Origin of the sequence: Mesorhizobium sp. M7A.F.Ca.US.005.03.1.1 (assembly GCF_003997975.1) — a bacterium.
Taxonomy (GTDB): Bacteria; Pseudomonadota; Alphaproteobacteria; order Rhizobiales; family Rhizobiaceae; genus Mesorhizobium; species Mesorhizobium ciceri.
The window spans coordinates 16,006-33,590 of the sequence record NZ_RZRO01000016.1 but is presented as its reverse complement, the minus strand read 5'-3'; the positions used below and the strand labels follow the sequence as shown (position 1 = coordinate 33,590).

The 17,585-nt window shown below is 63.8% G+C and carries 19 protein-coding genes; 10 read left to right on the top strand and 9 right to left on the bottom strand.

Features of this window, described 5'->3' with window-relative positions:
- Window positions 1-6: 6 nt before the first annotated feature.
- On the bottom strand, window positions 7-1,206 hold the full coding sequence (zapE, locus tag EN990_RS10065) for a cell division protein ZapE (RefSeq protein WP_013528845.1): 1,200 nt from the start codon (window positions 1,204-1,206) through the stop codon (window positions 7-9).
- Between the two features lie 166 nt (window positions 1,207-1,372).
- Window positions 1,373-1,912, bottom strand: a complete 540-nt coding sequence (locus EN990_RS10060; RefSeq protein WP_013528844.1) for a protease inhibitor Inh/omp19 family protein — start codon at window positions 1,910-1,912, stop codon at window positions 1,373-1,375.
- A 279-nt stretch (window positions 1,913-2,191) separates the two neighbouring features.
- On the opposite strand from EN990_RS10060, the gene EN990_RS10055 reads away from it, so the two are divergent.
- The 8 genes from EN990_RS10055 (at window position 2,192) to EN990_RS10020 (ending at window position 9,520) form a co-directional block, all read left to right on the top strand.
- Complete coding sequence (locus EN990_RS10055; RefSeq protein WP_127369572.1) at window positions 2,192-3,211, top strand: MBL fold metallo-hydrolase; 1,020 nt, start codon at window positions 2,192-2,194, stop codon at window positions 3,209-3,211.
- An 82-nt stretch (window positions 3,212-3,293) separates the two neighbouring features.
- Window positions 3,294-3,455: a DUF1328 family protein gene (locus EN990_RS10050; RefSeq protein ID WP_013528842.1), complete on the top strand. Its 162-nt coding sequence runs from the start codon at window positions 3,294-3,296 to the stop codon at window positions 3,453-3,455.
- 96 nt (window positions 3,456-3,551) lie between these two features.
- Window positions 3,552-4,436: a diaminopimelate epimerase gene (dapF, locus tag EN990_RS10045; protein WP_013528841.1), complete on the top strand. Its 885-nt coding sequence runs from the start codon at window positions 3,552-3,554 to the stop codon at window positions 4,434-4,436.
- Window positions 4,436-5,749 carry a tRNA (N(6)-L-threonylcarbamoyladenosine(37)-C(2))-methylthiotransferase MtaB gene (mtaB, locus tag EN990_RS10040; RefSeq protein ID WP_013528840.1) on the top strand — a complete coding sequence of 438 codons (1,314 nt, stop codon included), beginning with the start codon at window positions 4,436-4,438 and terminating at the stop codon, window positions 5,747-5,749. Before dapF ends, mtaB begins: the two co-directional genes overlap by 1 nt.
- A 12-nt stretch (window positions 5,750-5,761) precedes the next feature.
- On the top strand, window positions 5,762-7,567 hold the full coding sequence (ftsY, locus tag EN990_RS10035) for a signal recognition particle-docking protein FtsY (RefSeq protein ID WP_013528839.1): 1,806 nt from the start codon (window positions 5,762-5,764) through the stop codon (window positions 7,565-7,567).
- A 61-nt stretch (window positions 7,568-7,628) separates the two neighbouring features.
- Window positions 7,629-8,303 (top strand): septation protein A, encoded by a 675-nt coding sequence (locus tag EN990_RS10030; RefSeq protein WP_013528838.1) that lies wholly within the window; start codon window positions 7,629-7,631, stop codon window positions 8,301-8,303.
- A 25-nt stretch (window positions 8,304-8,328) separates the two neighbouring features.
- Window positions 8,329-8,949, top strand: coding sequence for a pyridoxamine 5'-phosphate oxidase family protein (locus EN990_RS10025; protein ID WP_013528837.1), 621 nt, complete (start codon window positions 8,329-8,331; stop codon window positions 8,947-8,949).
- Window positions 8,950-8,989: 40 nt separating this feature from the next.
- Window positions 8,990-9,520: an NADPH-dependent FMN reductase gene (locus EN990_RS10020; protein WP_013528836.1), complete on the top strand. Its 531-nt coding sequence runs from the start codon at window positions 8,990-8,992 to the stop codon at window positions 9,518-9,520.
- A gap of 209 nt (window positions 9,521-9,729) precedes the next feature.
- Here EN990_RS10020 and EN990_RS10015 read toward each other — a convergent pair whose 3' ends face one another.
- Together EN990_RS10015 and EN990_RS10010 are read right to left on the bottom strand one after the other, a co-directional pair.
- Window positions 9,730-9,936 carry a 4-oxalocrotonate tautomerase family protein gene (locus EN990_RS10015; RefSeq protein WP_013528835.1) on the bottom strand — a complete coding sequence of 69 codons (207 nt, stop codon included), beginning with the start codon at window positions 9,934-9,936 and terminating at the stop codon, window positions 9,730-9,732.
- A gap of 76 nt (window positions 9,937-10,012) precedes the next feature.
- Window positions 10,013-10,933, bottom strand: coding sequence for an SMP-30/gluconolactonase/LRE family protein (locus EN990_RS10010; RefSeq protein ID WP_013528834.1), 921 nt, complete (start codon window positions 10,931-10,933; stop codon window positions 10,013-10,015).
- Window positions 10,934-11,192: 259 nt separating this feature from the next.
- On the opposite strand from EN990_RS10010, the gene EN990_RS10005 reads away from it, so the two are divergent.
- Window positions 11,193-11,360, top strand: coding sequence for a hypothetical protein (locus tag EN990_RS10005; protein ID WP_013528833.1), 168 nt, complete (start codon window positions 11,193-11,195; stop codon window positions 11,358-11,360).
- A gap of 158 nt (window positions 11,361-11,518) precedes the next feature.
- Here EN990_RS10005 and EN990_RS10000 read toward each other — a convergent pair whose 3' ends face one another.
- The 4 genes from EN990_RS10000 to ccmA all read right to left on the bottom strand — a co-directional run bounded on the left by EN990_RS10000 (window position 11,519) and on the right by ccmA (window position 13,688).
- Window positions 11,519-12,094, bottom strand: coding sequence for a DsbE family thiol:disulfide interchange protein (locus EN990_RS10000; RefSeq protein ID WP_013528832.1), 576 nt, complete (start codon window positions 12,092-12,094; stop codon window positions 11,519-11,521).
- Complete coding sequence (ccmD, locus tag EN990_RS09995) at window positions 12,091-12,258, bottom strand: heme exporter protein CcmD (RefSeq protein ID WP_013528831.1); 168 nt, start codon at window positions 12,256-12,258, stop codon at window positions 12,091-12,093. The genes EN990_RS10000 and ccmD overlap by 4 nt, the downstream gene beginning before the upstream one ends.
- Before the next feature lie 112 nt (window positions 12,259-12,370).
- The gene (gene ccmB, locus EN990_RS09990; protein ID WP_013528830.1) at window positions 12,371-13,036 is read right to left on the bottom strand and encodes a heme exporter protein CcmB; all 666 of its coding nucleotides are present in this window, start codon (window positions 13,034-13,036) and stop codon (window positions 12,371-12,373) included.
- A 28-nt stretch (window positions 13,037-13,064) separates the two neighbouring features.
- The gene (gene ccmA / locus EN990_RS09985) at window positions 13,065-13,688 is read right to left on the bottom strand and encodes a heme ABC exporter ATP-binding protein CcmA (protein ID WP_013528829.1); all 624 of its coding nucleotides are present in this window, start codon (window positions 13,686-13,688) and stop codon (window positions 13,065-13,067) included.
- Between the two features lie 280 nt (window positions 13,689-13,968).
- Between ccmA and acnA the strand changes: the two genes are divergently transcribed.
- On the top strand, window positions 13,969-16,659 hold the full coding sequence (gene acnA, locus EN990_RS09980) for an aconitate hydratase AcnA (RefSeq protein WP_013528828.1): 2,691 nt from the start codon (window positions 13,969-13,971) through the stop codon (window positions 16,657-16,659).
- A 102-nt stretch (window positions 16,660-16,761) separates the two neighbouring features.
- Here acnA and EN990_RS09975 read toward each other — a convergent pair whose 3' ends face one another.
- Window positions 16,762-17,433, bottom strand: a complete 672-nt coding sequence (locus EN990_RS09975) for a ceramidase domain-containing protein (protein ID WP_064992626.1) — start codon at window positions 17,431-17,433, stop codon at window positions 16,762-16,764.
- Window positions 17,434-17,585: the final 152 nt, after the last annotated feature.

The window sequence follows — 17,585 nt, the reverse complement described above, 5'->3', positions numbered from 1 at the left end:
GGAAATTCAGGCCTGCGCCTGCTGTGCCTCTGGCGCCGGCTTCCCTTTCTGCCGCTCCGCCCAATCCTCCAGCCAGTCGCGACTTTGCATCTCGATCAGCCGCGATGCGGTGCGCTCGAACTCGAAGACCTCCACGCCGCGCTTGGCGGCATAAAGCGCTTGCGGCGGCGCTTCGGCGCTCACCACCAGCCGCACATGATGGTCGTAGAGCGTGTCGATCAGAAGGATGAAGCGTTTGGCCTCGTTGCGCTTGCCTTCGCCGAGCACCGGGACGTGGTCGATGAAAATGGTTGAGAAGCGCCCGGCGATCGCCAGGAAATCGCGCGCGCCAAGCGGCTTTTCGCAGAGATCGGCGAAGGAGAACCGCGCCGCATCGCCTGCCGCACGCGGCACGATCACCTGCCGCCCTTTGAGGGCAATCGATGTCTCGGCGGTCGGCGCGTTGCGCGTCATGGCTTGCCAGGCCTCGTCGAGTAGCTGGTCCGCCGCCGCATCGGCCGGCGTGACATAGACCGGTGTCCGGGCGAGCTTTTCCAGCCGGTAGTCCTTGTCGGCATCGAGCGCCAGCACCTGTGTGTGCCGCTCCAGTATGCCGATGAAGGGCAGGAAAAGCTGACGGTTCAGCCCGTCGCTGTAGAGGTTTTCCGGCGCCACATTCGAGGTGGCGACCAGCACCACACCGCTGGCAAACAGCGCCGAAAACAACCTGGACAGGATCATCGCGTCGGCGATGTCGGTGACCGAGAACTCGTCGAAGCACAGCACCCAGGCTTGCTCGGCAAGGGCCTTGGCCACCGGCGGGATCGGGTCGTCCTGCTTGACATCGCCGTTCTTGCGCGCCTGCCGGTGCTTCTGGATACGGTCCTGCACGTCCGCCATGAAGTCGTTGAAGTGGACGCGGCGCTTGCGCCGCACCGGCAGCAACTCGAAGAACATATCCATCAGCATGGTCTTGCCGCGACCGACGCCGCCATGGATGTAAAGGCCTTTGACGGCCTCATGCGTCTCGCGCTTGCGGGCGAACAGCCAGCCCAGCGCGCTCGACTTATGCGCCAGCCGCTTGGCCGAGATCTCATCGGTCAGCCGGTCGAGCGCCGCAACGATCCGTTCCTGCGCCGGATCGCGGTCGATCGTACCGGTTTCCACCAGATGCTCGTAGCGCTGCCTGACGGTCGCATGGGTCTGGAGGCCGTCACGCAGATGCATCGGTCACGTCATTTGTTTATGCATGTCGCTGTCCCGAAATCGGGGTCACTTCTGCGCGACACGCATTCGGAGGACTAAAGCGGTCGTGTCTGAACGGATTCAGACGACCCGCTTTAGATCTTTGTTTTCCCAAAACCGCGGCCACTTTTGGGCGACATGCATTAGCCTACCTTGTAAGCGAAATCGGCTGGCCGTTGGAAGTCTGGCCGTCGAATTTCGAGCCGCCCGAGGAATAGAGCCGCGCCAGCGCACCGCCACTCTCGTCATAGAGCGTCAGCTGCTTGCCGGCGACGTTCCACGACTTGACGCCGTCCATCGGCGCCGGGCAATGCAGCGGCCCAGCGCGGAAGCCGGCGCCGAATTTGGTCTGCGGTGTCGCCACCTTGCAGCTCTGGCCCGCAACGCTGGCGTTCCAGACACCGGCGACGCTGGCGGCAGTCACGTCCGAAGCGCCGGCCGGCGCCGAACCATCCGAAGGCAGCGCGGCGACCTGCGTGTTCGCAGGAGCGGTCGGGAATTGAGACGGGTCGGTGGTGCCGGGCGATGCCGGCGGCGGCAGTTGGTTCGCCGTCACCTTGCCGGCGGGCGCGGCCTCCAGCGGTGCCGGCTGCTGGTCATCCATCGAGGAGAAACGCGAGGTCGAACAGCCGCTCGCAACGAGCGCCGCCAGCGATACGGCCACCAGACCGGTTTTCGAAAAAGTCATTCCAACCTCCGTCGGATCCGGCTGGGGGGAAGCCGTCCGCACAATCTCACCCCCACCAAGATGGAGAAGGTGGCGAAATTTCAACCCGATATGGTTAAAATACAGTTTGCAGCAAGAATTGTTGCAAATTTATCGCAATCGCGGCGGCTGACCGCTTGTCGCGCGTCGCCTGGGGATCCGGTCAAAGCAGTGCAGCGCCGACATTCGACGGTTGGACGCTTGCGCGAGCCGCCTTAGCGCCTATGTCTGGAAAACGAAACACCTGCCGGAGCCGCAAAATTGGCCGCGAGAAAGACAGCCGCCAATCGCTATTATAGCGGCCCGCCCAGCGACCATTTCGACGGCGCATTGTTCTTCAATCCCGACGGCCAGCCACCCGGCCGTTTCGCCGACCTGCTGAAATGGCAGTTGAATGGCCAGCGCTCGAAATGGCCGGCGAGCGATGCAAGCCCCTTTCCGCAGGCGAAACCGACGGCTCGGGTCGAGGGCGCCGCGCTGAAAGTGACCATGGTTGGCCATTCCACCTTGCTGGTCCAGACGGCCGGTCTGAACATCCTTACCGATCCGGTGTGGTCGCTGCGCGCCTCGCCGCTTTCCTTCGCCGGACCAAAACGCATCAATGCGCCAGGCATCGCCTTTGCCGACCTGCCGCCGATCGACCTCGTGCTGGTCAGCCACAACCACTACGACCATCTCGACCTCGCCACGTTGAGGCGGCTGAAGGCCGGCCACGACCCGCTGGTGCTCACTCCGCTCGGCAACGACGCCATCATCGAAGCCGCCGTGCCCGGCATGCGGCTGTCGGCGCATGACTGGGGCGACAGGGTCGAGATCGGCGACGGCGCCGCCATTCATGTCGAGCCGGTGCATCACTGGTCGGCGCGTGGCGCCCGCGACCGGCGCATGGCGCTCTGGGCCGGCTTTGTCGTCGAAACGCCTGACGGCAAGCTCTATTTCGCCGGCGACACCGGCTTCCACGATGGCATCAACTACCGGCGGATGGCCGAGAAACATGGCGGTTTCCGCTTCGCCATCCTGCCGATCGGCGCTTATGAGCCGCGCTGGTTCATGGCGCCGCAGCACCAGAACCCCTGGGAAGCGGTGCAAGGCATGACGCTGTGCAACGCCGCCCATGCCGCCGGCTGTCACTGGGGCACCTTCCAGCTCACCGACGAGCCGATCGACGAGCCGGCGCGCAAATTGACCGAGGCGCTTGACGATCGAGGCATCCCACGCGAGCGCTTTCGCGCCTTGCGGCCGGGCGAGGTCTGGGATGTGCCGGAGCACATAGCGCCCTGATCCGCATCGGTTCGACGGAACCCCAGCGCTGCAACCGCGTTTTCATGTGGTTGAAATATTTGCCGGTTTGCGAGGCATTGTCATGCTCAAATGGATTATCATTCTCCTGATCGTCGCCGCGGCGGCGAGCTTGCTCGGCATGCCGGCACTGGCAGGTGCCGCGGCCACCGGTGCGCGTATCCTTATCGGCATCGTTCTGATCATCTTCCTGCTGGTGGTGCTGGGCATTTTCGCCGTCACGTAAGTCCGGCGCTTTCGCCGAGACCAAGCGGCTGCGCACTGGTAATTCCTGCCCGTTTCCGCCATATAGCGCCAAACGGACACGGAATTTTTCGGAGCAATGGCCAGCACTGCCCCTTTCGCCAAGATGAACGGCATCGGCAACGAGATCATCGTTGCCGATATGCGTGGCCGTGCCGATCGGGTGACGGCGGCGGCGGCGGTTGCGCTGAACGCCGATGCCGCGACCAGCTTCGACCAGATCATGGCGATCCATGACGCCAGGACGTCTGGCACCGCCTTTTTCATCGACATCCTGAATTCCGATGGAACCGGTGCGCAGGCCTGCGGCAATGGCATGCGCTGCGTCGTCCAGGCGCTCGCCGCCGAGACCGGCCAGAAGATCTTCACCTTCGAGACCGTGGCGGGCATCCTCAATGCGCGCGAACACGCCGACGGTTCGATCTCGGTCGACATGGGCACGCCGCGCTTCGGCTGGCAGGATATCCCGCTGGCCGAGGAATTCCGCGACACCCGCATGATCGAGCTGCAGATCGGCCCGATCGACGCTCCCGTGCTGCATTCACCCTCGGTCGTTTCGATGGGCAACCCGCACGCGATCTTCTGGGTCGACAACGACGTCTGGTCCTACGAGCTCGACCGCTTCGGTCCGCTGCTCGAGAACCACCCGATGTTCCCCGAGCGCGCCAACATAACCATCGCTCAGGTTACTTCGCCCGAAACCATGATCATCCGCACCTGGGAACGCGGCGCCGGCCTGACCAAGGCCTGCGGTTCGGCCTCCTGCGCGGCCGTGGTGGCCGCGGCCCGCACCAACCGGACCGGCCGCAGCGTCAGTCTGTTGACGCCAGGCGGCGGCACGCTGCATGTCGAATGGCGCGACGATGACCACGTGGTCCTGACCGGCGCCGCCGAATGGGAATTTTCCGGCAACTTCGACCCGTCGATCGGGACATGGGCCCGCGACACTGAAAGCGCGGCCTGATGTCCGCTCTGCCCAAGAGCCCGGCGTCCCCGGGGATCGATGTCGTCACCTTCGGCTGCCGGCTCAACACCTATGAATCGCAGGTGATGCGGCGCGAGGCTGAAAGTGCGGGCCTCGGCGCGTTGGAAGGTGGCGCCGTGATCTTCAACACCTGCGCCGTGACAGGCGAAGCAGTGCGCCAGGCCAAGCAGGCGATCCGCAAGGCGCGCCGCGACAACCCGCGAGCCCGCATCATCGTCACCGGCTGCGCCGCGCAGACCGAGCCTGAAAAATTCGCCGCCATGGACGAGGTCGATCTCGTGCTTGGCAATGAAGAGAAGCTGAACGCGAATTCCTACCGCGCGCTGCCGGATTTCGGCGTCAACGACACCGAGAAGGCGCGCGTCAACGATATCTTTTCCGTGCGCGAGACCGCAGGCCACATGGTCGACGCCATCGAGGGCCGCGCACGCGCCTTCGTCCAGGTGCAGAACGGCTGCGACCACCGCTGCACCTTCTGCATCATTCCCTACGGCCGCGGCAATTCGCGCTCGGTGCCGATGGGCGCCGTGGTCGAGCAGGTCAAGCGGCTCGCCGGCAACGGCTATGCCGAGATCGTTCTGACCGGCGTCGACATGACTTCATTCGGCGCCGACCTGCCGGGCGCGCCGAAGCTCGGCAAACTGGTGAAGACCATCCTGAAACAGGTGCCCGATGTTAAGCGCCTGCGGCTGTCGTCGATCGATTCGATCGAGGCCGACGACGATTTGCTCGACGCCATCGCCACCGAGCCCCGGTTGATGCCGCATCTGCATCTGTCGCTGCAGTCGGGCGACGACATGATCCTGAAGCGCATGAAGCGAAGGCATCTGCGCGATCAGTCGATCCGCTTCTGCGAGGATGTGCGCAAACTGCGCCCCGGTATCGTCTTTGGCGCCGACATCATCGCCGGCTTCCCGACCGAGACCGACGAAATGTTCGAGAACTCGGAGAAAATTGTCGAGGAGTGTGGCCTGACCCATCTCCACGTCTTCCCCTTCAGCCCACGCGAAGGCACGCCTGCCGCGCGCATGCCGCAGCTCCGCCGCGAGGTGGTCAAGCAGCGCGCCGCCCGGCTGCGCGCCGCCGGTGAAGTTGCCTATGTCAGGCATCTGTCGTTGCTCACCGGTACGCGTCAGTCGATCCTGATCGAGCGAGACGGCCTTGGCCGCACCGAGGGTTTTACGCTTGCCGCACTCGGCACGGGCGCACCGGGTGAGATCGTCGAGGCCGATATATCGGGCCACGATGGTACCAGGCTGATCGCGGCGCCGCTTGCCGCCCGCGCCGCCTGAGAAACGCAAAGCATGGCTGGTTTTTTCAAGAAGATATTTTCGTTCGGCAAGAAAGAGGTGGTCGAGGAACGGATCGACGAGACCGCCCCGCTACCGCCGATCAAATGGGAAGCACTCGATGCGCTGAAGCCGGCGGCCGAACAGGTCGTCCCGGAGTTCTTGAAGCGCGATGAGCCGCGGCCCGAGGCAGAAACGACGCCGACGGTCGAGCCGGAGGTAATTCCTGCGCCGGAACCGGCGCCTGTCGAGGAACCGGTGCCCGCGCCGGAGCCGACCATCCCGCCAGCACCGGAGCCGACTGTTCCCTCCGAGCCGGAACCTCTGCCGGAGCCCGCGCCGAAAGAAGAACCGGCGCCCGCGCCAGAGACTCCAGAGCCGCCGGCGCCCGAGGAAGTTCCGCTCACCCCTGCGACTCCCGAACCCACGCCCGAACGGCAGCCGCAAGAAGTCCCAGCGCCGGCGCCGGCCGAACCGGAGATCGTCCCGTCACGCCCGGAAAAGCGGCCGGAGCCGGCACCAGTCGAAGTGCCGACGCCGGCCGAGGTTCCGGCAGAAACACCAGCGCCGATCGAGGTGCCCACACCGGCGCCGTCCCCTCTTCAGCCGTCTTCAGAGGCCGGCGCCGCTCCTCATCCGCCTGCCGGCACCTTCTCCCCGTATAGCGACGGGGAGAAGGAAGAAGTTTCAGCGCCGACGCCCGAAGCACCCGCCGCCGAAATCGCACCTCCCATTCGCCAGCCTGCGCCGATCGAATCGCAGCCGGTCATTGCGGAAATTGCGCCCGAGCCGCAGCCTCTTCCACCACCCGCGCCGGAGCCGAAAGCCGCCCCCGGCAAGGTGACCGTCACCAAGAAGGTCGAGCAGAAGGCCGAGCCGCAAAAAGCGCCGGAGCCGGCACCGAGGCGCTCTTGGTTCCAGCGCATGAAGGACGGGCTTGCCCGCTCGTCCAAGGAACTGACCGGCAACATTGCCGGCGTCTTCACCAAGCGCAAGCTGGACGAAGAGACTTTGCAGGACCTGGAGGATGTGCTGATCCGCGCCGATCTCGGCATGGAGACCGCCTTGCGCGTTACCGACGCGCTGGCCGCCAGCCGCTACGGCAAGGACGTTTCCGACACCGAGGTCCGCGCCATCATGGCGGCCGAGGTGGAAAAAGTGCTGACCCATGTCGCCATGCCGCTGGAGCTCGACCTCTCGCACAAGCCGCATGTCATCCTGGTGGTTGGCGTCAACGGCACCGGCAAGACCACCACCATCGGCAAGCTCGCCGCCAAGCTGACCGATGGCGGCCTGTCGGTCATGCTCGCCGCCGGCGACACGTTCCGCGCGGCAGCCATCGAGCAGCTGAAGATCTGGGGCGAGCGGACGAAATCGCCGGTCATCGCCTCCAAGCTCGGCGCCGATGCCGCCGGCCTTGCCTATGATGCATTCGAGCGGGCGAAAGAGGCCGGCTCCGACGTGCTGATCATCGACACCGCCGGCCGTCTGCAGAACAAGACCGAACTGATGGCCGAGCTCGAAAAGATCGTCCGCGTGCTCGGCAAGCTCGATCCGGAAGCGCCGCACACCGTGCTGCAGACGGTCGACGCCACCACCGGCCAGAACGCGCTCAACCAGGTCGAGATCTTCCGCAATGTCGCCGGCGTCAACGGCCTGGTGATGACCAAGCTGGACGGCACGGCGCGCGGCGGTATTCTGGTGGCGATCGCGGCAAAGCACAAATTGCCGGTCTATTTCATCGGCGTCGGCGAACAGGTCGACGACCTCGAACCTTTCTCAGCAAGCGAATTCGCCAGGGCGATCGCTGGAGTAGCTTAACAAGCATGTCCCAAAAAGGTGCAGACTTTTTGGATCAGATCATGCGCAAGAAAGAGATTCCATGAACCCACCCATTCTCGAACGCGATCCGTCGGACCCGCAGAAGCAGAAGAAGGAAGGCGTCAATCCGCTGCTCAAGCTGGTGCTGGAGCTGGGTCCGTTGATGGTGTTCTTCTTCGCCAATGCGCGCAGCGGATGGCTGGTGCAGAAATTCCCTGTTCTGGCCGAGTTCGGCGGGCCGATCTTCGTCGCCACCGGCCTGTTCATGGCCGCCACGGCAATCGCGCTGATCGCCTCGTGGCTGCTCACCCGCACCTTGCCGATCATGCCGATGGTGTCGGGCGTCGTCGTCTTCATTTTCGGCGCGCTGACGCTCTATCTGCAGGACGACATCTTCATCAAGATGAAGCCGACCATCGTCAACACGCTGTTCGGCGGGGTGCTGCTCGGCGGCCTGTATTTCGGCAAGTCGCTGCTTGGCTATGTCTTCGATTCAGCCTTCAGCCTCGACGCTGAAGGCTGGCGCAAGCTGACCTTCCGCTGGGGCCTGTTCTTCCTGTTCCTGGCCATCGTCAATGAGGTGGTGTGGCGCAATTTTTCCACCGACGCCTGGGTTACTTTCAAGGTCTGGGGCATCATGCCGATCACGCTTCTGTTCACCTTCAGCCAGATGCCGCTGATCCTGCGCCATTCGCTGGACGACAAGACCGGCAAAGAAGAGAAGGCCGGGAAATAGAGCCTGCAAATAAGGGGAAAGGGCCATGGAATTCGTCACCACGCGCGACCAGTTGAGGACGATCTACAAGACGCCACGACCGACCGACGGTTCTATCCGAAAGGAGCTGAAAAAACTTGACGGCCATTGCCGCTCCTTCATCGGCAAGAGCCCATTCGTGCTGATTGGCTCGTCCGACGGTGCCGGCAATGCCGACGTGACGCCGAAGGGCGACAAACCGGGCTTTGCCACCGTTCTGGACGACACCACCATCGCCATTCCCGACCGGCCCGGCAACAACCGGCTCGACACGCTGGAAAACATCCTCGTCAATCCCCCGGTCGGGCTGCTCTTCCTCATCCCCGGCATGAACGAGACGCTGCGCGTCAACGGCGATGCCCGCATCACCGTCGACGCAAATTTGCGCGAACGGCTCGCCGTCGACGGCAGGGAGCCGCAAAGCGTTGTCGTGGTCAGCGTCAAGGCGGCCTACATGCACTGCGCAAAAGCCTTCATGCGCTCGGATTTGTGGAAGCCGGAAACCTGGTACGACCGCGCGACGCTGCCGACGCTCGGCCAGATCATGCGCGATCAGCTGGCGGTTGCCGATTCCGCCGAGGCGACCGACCGCTGGCTCGACGAGGAATACAAGAAGACGATGTGGTAGTTTTTGCGGACGCGATTCGCGTCTGGACCGATTCCATACCTTGCTGAACATCCTTGCCATTTCCGGCAGCCTGCGCGCGGCCTCCACAAATTCGGCGCTGATCGCCGCACTGGCGCGCGAAGCGCCGTCCGGCTGCCGCGTCACCGTCCATGACGGGCTTGGCCGTTTGCCGATCTTCAATCCCGACGATGAAGGCGAGCGGACGCCGCTCGAAGCCTCCAAGCTGATCCATGCCGTCAGTCGAGCCGACGGCCTGATCGTCTCCTGTCCGGAATATGCCCATGGCGTGCCGGGCGGGCTGAAGAACGCGCTCGACTGGCTGGTCTCGCGCGATGCCGCCGTCGCCAAGCCCGCCATGCTGGTACACGCCTCGCCGCGCTCGCTGTTCGCCCGCGCCGCATTGGCCGAGATCATGCGCACCATGTCGTTCGCGCTTTACGACGATGTGCTGGAGATCGCCCTGCTCGGCAGGAAGCCGCCGGAGGTGGCGGGCATCCTGGCGGCGCCGGCGAACCGGCAGGCGATGCATGATGCACTGAATGCCTTCGCGGAGTTTATCCGCTCGCGTTGAGCGGCGGCCTCTCTTCCTTCTCCCCTTGTGGGTCTGAAGGACGGGGCGAGACCCGTTGCTCGCCCCAGGGTGGTGGCCTCGCGAAGCGAGGTCGGATGAGGGATGTTCCAGCTTGGCACCGACGGCAATCCGTCACCCACCCCTCAACCGTCTCGGCGCTGCGCGCCGATCCACCTCCCACAACAAGGGGGAGAAGGAAAGATCGCGCACTACCCCTTTCGCAGCGTCTCCACATCGGTCTTCCCCACGTACCAATCGCGGGCGTTGACCTCTTCAAAAACCACCCAGACATCGTCGTTGCTCAGCCCGGTGGCGTCCATGATGGCCGCGGTGACCTTCTTGGCGATATCCGCCTTTTTGCCCGCCGGATCGGCGGCGATCACTTCCTTGACGATGCGGATGTTGACGAATGGCATTTCTTGTCCTCCCGGGGATGTTCGTGCTCACGACCCGCTTCGATGAAACCGTCGAACGGTCGCCAGTGTTCAACTCTCAGTATGTCTTGGCGCCGTTGACCATCAGCCGCACCATGTAGAGCGACGTGGTGCCGGCGATGTAGAGGCAATTCAGCTTGTTGCCGCCGAACACGCAATTGGCGGTGACTTCCGGCACCTTGACCTTGCCGATCAGCGTGCCGTCCGGATCGTAGCAATGGATGCCATCGGCGGCACTGGTCCAGATGCGGCCGTCCTCGTCGAGCCTGAAGCCGTCGAACAGGCCGGCGGTGCAGTCGGCGAAGACTTTTTCGCCGGAGACTTTCTTGCCGCCCTTGCCGACATTGAACACCCGCATATGCGCCGGATTCTGCGCGCCATGCGTGCGGCCGGTATCGACGACATAAAGCTTGCTCTCGTCCAGCGAGAAGGCGAGGCCGTTAGGCCTGACCATGTCGGTGATGACGGCTTCGACCTCGCCGGTGCCGGGATCGACCCGGTAGACGTGGCAGGCGCCGATTTCGCTCTCAGCCCTGTCGCCCTCATAATCCGTATCGATGCCGTAGCTTGGATCGGTGAACCAGATGGAACCGTCGGATTTCACCACCGCGTCGTTGGGCGAATTCAGCCGCTTGCCTTTCCATTTGGCCGCGATCGTGGTGACCGAGCCGTCGAACTCGGTGCGGCTGACGCGGCGGCCCGAATGCTCGCAGGTGATCAGCCGGCCCTGCCGGTCGACGGTGTTGCCGTTCGAGTTGCCGGACGGCTGCCGGAAGACGCTGACATTGCCGTCGGTCTCGTCATAACGCAGCATGCGATTGTTGGGGATGTCGGACCAGACGACATAGCGGCCGGCGGCGAACCAGGCCGGCCCCTCCGCCCACTGGCATCCGGTGAATAGCTTCTCGACCTGCGCGTTGCCGTTGAACAGGCGCGCGAAGCGCGGATCGAGAATTTCATAATAGTCTGCGGCCGCCATGCTTTCCTCCCGGCATCAATGAGAGGGATCAAGCCAGCCGGAGGGACAGAAGGCAATGTGGGTACGCACAGTGTCCCACAAAAGATCGCTTGCCGGCTCTGCGCATGACGTTAGCGCCGCATTAACCGGCTATGCGTCCAGCGCAATGGTGCATTGCAACATCTTCTTTTTGCAATGCACCATTACTATGTCATGCTTCGTATCGATCAAGGGAGGAAGAAACCGCCGCCGAAATGCGGCGCCAAAAAGGAACCTTGCTATGATCCTCGACAGTCTCATGACCCGCGCTCGCAACAGCATTGCCAAGCGCAAGCACTACAACCGCCTTGTCGCCGAAATCGACAGCTTTTCCAGCCGCGATCTGGCCGACATGCGCGCCGACCGCTCGGAAATGCTCTACCAGATCCACAAGCAGATCTACGGCTGATCTCAAGCCCGATAAGACGCGCCGCCAAGGTGCGTTGAGATTCAGGTCAGGCCGAGTCGAAAACGGTGGTTTCCGAGAACCGGAGCGGAGCGTACTTTTGGTACGCGAGCACCGGACGCGCAGGAAGCCGCTGTTTGCAGGCCGGCATCACCTGAATATCAACGCGCCGCCAGTGCCTTGTCGATCTGCGGCAACAGCAACGCCTGCACCGTCTCGGGCGTCAGCGGGCCGACATGTTTGTAGGCGATCTTGCCGTCCTTGCCGATGACGAAAGTTTCCGGCACGCCGTAGACGCCCCAGTCGATCGCCGCGCGGCCCGCTTCGTCGACCCCTATCGCCTGGAACGGATTGCCGAGATCGCCGAGGAACCGGCGTGCGTTTTCGGGCCGGTCCTTGTAGTTCAGCGCTGCCATGGTGAAACGCTTATCCTGCGACAACGCCAGAAGCACCGGGTGCTCTTCGCGGCATGGCGCGCACCACGACGCGAAGACGTTGACCAATGTGACCTTGCCGGCGAAGGTTTTCGAATCGAGCCCCGGCAGGTTTGAGCCCTCCAGCGCCGGCAGGCTGGTTTGCGGCGCAGGCAGGCCGATCAGGGCCGACGGCACTTCCGAAGCATCGCGCCCCGACAGCAGCTGCGACAGGAACAGTCCGGCCAGGCCGAGGAAGATCAGCAGCGGCAGAAGCACGAACAGGCGACGACTGGGCGGCGGCGTTTCCGTTTCGGTGCTCATGGCTTGGCGACCTTGTCGGAGCGACGCCTCACGCCGGACGCCTCCAGTTCGGCAAGCTCACGCTTGCGCGCCCGCTGGTCGAGCAGGATCCAGCCGATCAATCCGGCGAGCACCACGGCAGTGATGCCATAGGCGGCGGTCACGTAGAGTGCATGCGCACTCATGCGGCAGGCCCCGCTGAGGTGGGGCCTTCCAAGCCGATCATGTCGCCCAGTCTAGACATGCTTTTCCTTAGCCTCGCTCCGTCGGCTTCGCAATCCGCAGTCATACGCCGCGTCAATCCGTGCCATGGCGCAGCGCCAGCGCCGCCGAGACCGGACCCAGCACGCCAAGAAACAGGGTCAGCGCGGCAAGAATGAGGAAGGGCTGCAGAAACGGGTCGGGATTGGCGGTCGCCCCATAGCTTGCCGAAACGCCGAAGATCAGCACCGGGATGGTCAGTGGCAGCACCAGCACCGAGATCAGCAGCCCGCCACGCGGCAGCGCCACCGCCACCGCCGCACCGGCGGCGCCGATGAACGTGATGGCCGGCGTGCCGACCAGCAGCGTCAGCGCCGTGGCGCCGATGCCGAGCGGCTCCATGTTCATGAACAGGCCGAGCAAGGGAGCCGCAATGACCAGCGGCAGCACGCTGCCCGCCCAATGCGCCAGGCATTTCACCAGCACTGTCAGAGCCAGCATCTGGCGATCGTTGCCGAGCACCAGGAGATCGAGCGAACCGTCCTCGCGATCGGCCTGGAACAACCGGTCGAGCCCGAGCAGGCAGGACAACAGCGCACCGATCCACAGGATGGCCGGTCCGATGCGGGCCAGCAGCTTCAGGTCCGGCCCGACCCCGAACGGGATGGTGACGATGACGGCGAGGAAGAAGATGACCCCGGTCAGCGCTCCGCCGCCGGCACGGATGTTGAGGCGGATGTCGCGCAGGAAGAGCGCTAGCATGGTTTGAGATGCTTTCGCCCAGACACCATCAACCGGCTTCCCCCATCCTCAACTCCATCCCCTCGATCCCGAGCGGCAGATGCGTCGCCGCGACAATCATCCCGCCATCCGCGCAATGCCTCGCCATCAACCCCGCAAACCGCGCCTCCGCCGCCTTGTCCAGCCCCGCCGTCGGCTCGTCCAGCAGCCACAATGGCCGGTGGCTGACCAAAAGCCTGGCGATCGCCGCGCGGCGCCGCTGCCCGGTCGATAGATAGCCGAACGGCAGGTGGCCGATGCCGCCGAGCCCGACCGTTTCCAGCGCCTCTTCGACGCCGAGCTGTCCGTCGCCATTGAAGTCTCGCCAAAAGCGCAAATTCTCCGCCACGCTGAGCGCCGGCTTCATTGCGTTCTGGTGGCCGAGATAGTGACAGGCCGAGGCGACAGACGGAAACGCTTCGCCCCCGTCTTCAACCTTCATGACGCCCTCAATCCTCACGCTGCCTTCCGCCGCCGGCAGCAGCCCGGCGATGATCCGCAGCAAGGTCGACTTGCCCGATCCGTTCGGCCCGGTGACGATAAGCGCCTGACACTGCTCCAAGGCAAAGCCGATGCCGGAAAACACCGCGTCGCCGCCTCGCTCGCCGCCCAGATTTTCGGCGATCAGCCGCATTCCTCGCCTGCCCTGAAACCATGTGTCGCGGCCGCTGCCGCATCGCACAAAATTGCTTTCCAACTGTCTAGAACTATTCCAGAAAATTCTCTATATGCGGTGCATCCGTGCCAGCGGTCGGCACGGGAACAGAATTAGCGCCGAACCAGCGCACGCGCCGCCTTGAACGGCTCGGGTTGCTTGGGAACGGACAGCGGAAATGGCCGTACCCGCACCTTTGCGCGTGATTGCATGCCATCGGCGTCCGTTCCCTTTCAGGCTGAACAGACAAGGATCGCACGTGTCAAAATCTCTCGACAGTTTCAATTGCCGCCGCACGCTGACCGCAGGCGGCGCTGAATATGCCTATTTCGATCTCATCGAGGCCGAAAAGAACGGCCTTACCGGCATCTCGCAACTGCCCTATTCGATGAAGGTGCTGCTGGAAAACCTGCTGCGCAACGAAGACGGCCGCTCCGTCACCAAGGAATCGATCCAGGCGGTGGCCGGCTGGCTGACCGATAAGGGCACCGCCGGCGTCGAGATCGCCTATCGCCCGGCCCGCGTGCTGATGCAGGATTTCACCGGCGTTCCGGCCGTGGTCGACCTTGCCGCAATGCGCGACGCCATGGCTTCGCTCGGGGGCGATCCGCAGAAGATCAACCCGCTGGTGCCGGTCGACCTCGTCATCGACCATTCCGTCATCGTCGACGAATTCGGCACGCCGATGGCCTTCGCCCGCAATGTCGAGCTGGAATATGAGCGCAACGAAGAGCGCTACAAATTCCTGAAATGGGGCCAGCAGGCGTTCCGCAACTTCCGCGTCGTGCCGCCCGGCACCGGCATCTGCCATCAGGTCAACCTCGAATATCTCGGCCAGGTGGTGTGGACCAACACCGAGGACGGCGAAACCACAGCCTATCCCGACACCTGCGTCGGCACCGATTCGCACACCACCATGATCAACGGCCTGGGCGTGCTCGGCTGGGGCGTCGGCGGCATCGAGGCCGAGGCGGCCATGCTCGGCCAGCCGGTCTCCATGCTGCTGCCGGAAGTCATCGGCTTCCGTCTCACCGGCAAGCTGAAAGAGGGCGTCACCGCCACCGACCTCGTGCTCACCGTCACCCAGATGCTGCGCAAGAAGGGGGTCGTCGGCAAGTTCGTCGAGTTCTTCGGCCCGGGCCTCTCCAACATGACGCTGGCCGACCGCGCCACCATCGGCAACATGGCCCCCGAATATGGCGCCACCTGCGGTTTCTTCCCGGTCGACTCGGAAACCATCCGCTATCTCACAATGTCCGGCCGCAGCGAGGACCGCATCGCGCTGGTCGAGGCCTACGCCAAGGCCCAGGGCCTGTGGCGTGAAACCGGCTCGGCCGACCCTGTCTTCACTGATCTGCTCGAGCTCGAACTTGGTTCCGTCGTGCCGTCGATGGCCGGCCCCAAGCGGCCTGAAGGCCGCGTCGCCCTGGAAGGCATTCCGGAAGGCTTCGCCAAGGCGATGGAGACCGAATACAAGAAGGCGGCCGAAATCTCCAAGCGCTATGCCGTCGAAGGCACCGACCATGATCTCGGTCACGGCGATGTCGTCATTGCCGCCATCACCTCCTGCACCAACACCTCGAACCCGAGCGTGCTGATCGGCGCCGGTCTTTTGGCCCGCAATGCCAACCGGCTCGGTTTGAAGCAGAAGCCGTGGGTGAAGACCTCGCTGGCTCCCGGCAGCCAGGTGGTCGCCGAATATCTGGAGAAATCCGGCCTGCAGAAGGAGCTCGACCAGATCGGCTTCAACCTGGTCGGCTTCGGCTGCACCACCTGTATCGGCAATTCCGGCCCGCTGCCGGCGCCGATCTCCAAAACCATCAACGACAAGGGCCTGATCGCCGCCGCGGTCCTGTCCGGCAATCGCAACTTCGAAGGCCGTGTCTCGCCTGACGTGCAGGCCAACTATCTGGCCTCGCCGCCGCTGGTCGTCGCGCATGCGCTGGCCGGAACTGTCACCAAGGACCTCACGACAGAGCCGCTCGGCGAGGACAAGAACGGCGAGCCGGTCTACCTCAAGGACATCTGGCCGAGCTCGGCCGAAATCCAGGAGTTCATCGAGAAGAACGTCACCCGCGAGCTGTTCGCCCGCAAATATGCCGACGTCTTCAAGGGCGACGAGTACTGGCAGAACGTCAAGGCGCCGGAAGGCCAGACCTATGCCTGGGACGACAACTCGACCTATGTGCAGAACCCGCCCTATTTCGCCGGCATGACGTCAGGTTTCGGCAAGATCGGCGACATCAAGGGCGCCCGCGTGCTCGGCCTGTTCGGCGACAAGATCACCACCGACCACATTTCGCCGGCCGGATCGATCAAGGCAGCGTCGCCGGCCGGCAAATACCTCACCGACCACGGCGTCGGCGTCGCCGACTTCAACCAGTACGGCACGCGGCGCGGCAATCACGAGGTGATGATGCGCGGCACCTTCGCCAACATCCGCATCCGCAACCACATGCTGGGCGAGAACGGCCGCGAGGGCGGCTACACCATCCACTACCCGTCGAAGGAAGAGGAATCGATCTACGACGCGGCGATGGAGTACAAAAGGGAAGGCGTGCCGCTGGTCGTCTTCGCCGGCGTCGAATACGGCAACGGCTCGTCGCGCGACTGGGCGGCCAAGGGAACCAATCTGCTCGGTGTCCGCGCGGTCATCGCCCAGTCTTTCGAGCGCATCCATCGCTCGAACCTGGTCGGCATGGGCGTCATCCCCTTCGTCTTCGAGGAAGGCACCTCATGGGCATCGCTCAACCTCAAGGGAGACGAGCTGGTCGAGATCGACGGGCTGAGCACCATCAAGCCGCGCCAGACGATGATCGCCAAAATCACCTATGGCGACGGCACGGTCAAGAACGTGCCGATCATCTGCCGCATCGATACGCTGGATGAGCTCGACTACTTCAAGAACGGCGGCATCCTGCAATACGTGCTGCGCGATCTGGCAGCTTAGTAAGGGAATAAGGCAGTAAGGCAGTAAGGGAATAGGGAATAGGGAATAGGGAATAGAGCACCCTACTGCCCTACTGCCCTACTGCCCTACTGCCCTACTGCCCTACTGCCCTACCTTCGGCGCCCCAAACCGCGCCGCGGCGGCCAACAACACACCCAGCATCAGCCCGTTGAGGATGTGCCAGAGGAAGTGCGTGCCGAGCGGGAAACCGCCGCAGACCAGCGGGTCGATCATCCGGCAGACGACGGACACCACGAAGATCGCCGATCCGGCCAGATTGTACCAGCCGGCGCGATTGCCGCTGGCGGCTACCAGCGCGCCGAAGAAGGCGAGCGCCAGGAACGGCGGCAGATAGCCCGTCGTGCCGTTCGACGCCTGGCGCAGCCAGTCCGGCACGGCAACGGTTATCGCCCCGGCAATCACATAGAAGGCGATGAAGATGGCGATGGCTTTGCCCCATCGCATGCCGAGGAAGCGACGCAGATTGAACAGCGTGTAGGCCAGCGTGAAGCCGGCGATCGGCAGCACGTCGGCCCAGACCGTGCCCTTGGTGGCAAAAGTATGGAAGATCGTCGAGCCGATGCCGATCGCCACCACCCACCAGGCCAGAACCTCGGCGAAGGCGCCGGTGCCCAGCCTTCGCACCTCGCGCACGCCCCACAGGCCGGCGGCGATGAAGGCGAAGTTGGTCAGGGCGTTGACCGGTTCGGACCAGAATTCCGGGCCGGTCCGCTCGCAATAGAGGTCGACCGGCGCCAAAAACGTTTGCCACATCGCGATTGCCGCCCGAATCGGTTTCTATCCTGAAGCGCAGATCCTTCCTATTGCGCGGTTGCGGTCGGCTGCAACGGCAAAATTTCACCGCAACGTGACTTCCCGTTGACTTCCGGTTCTGCCACATATTTCAGCAATCAAGATAAAGCCGG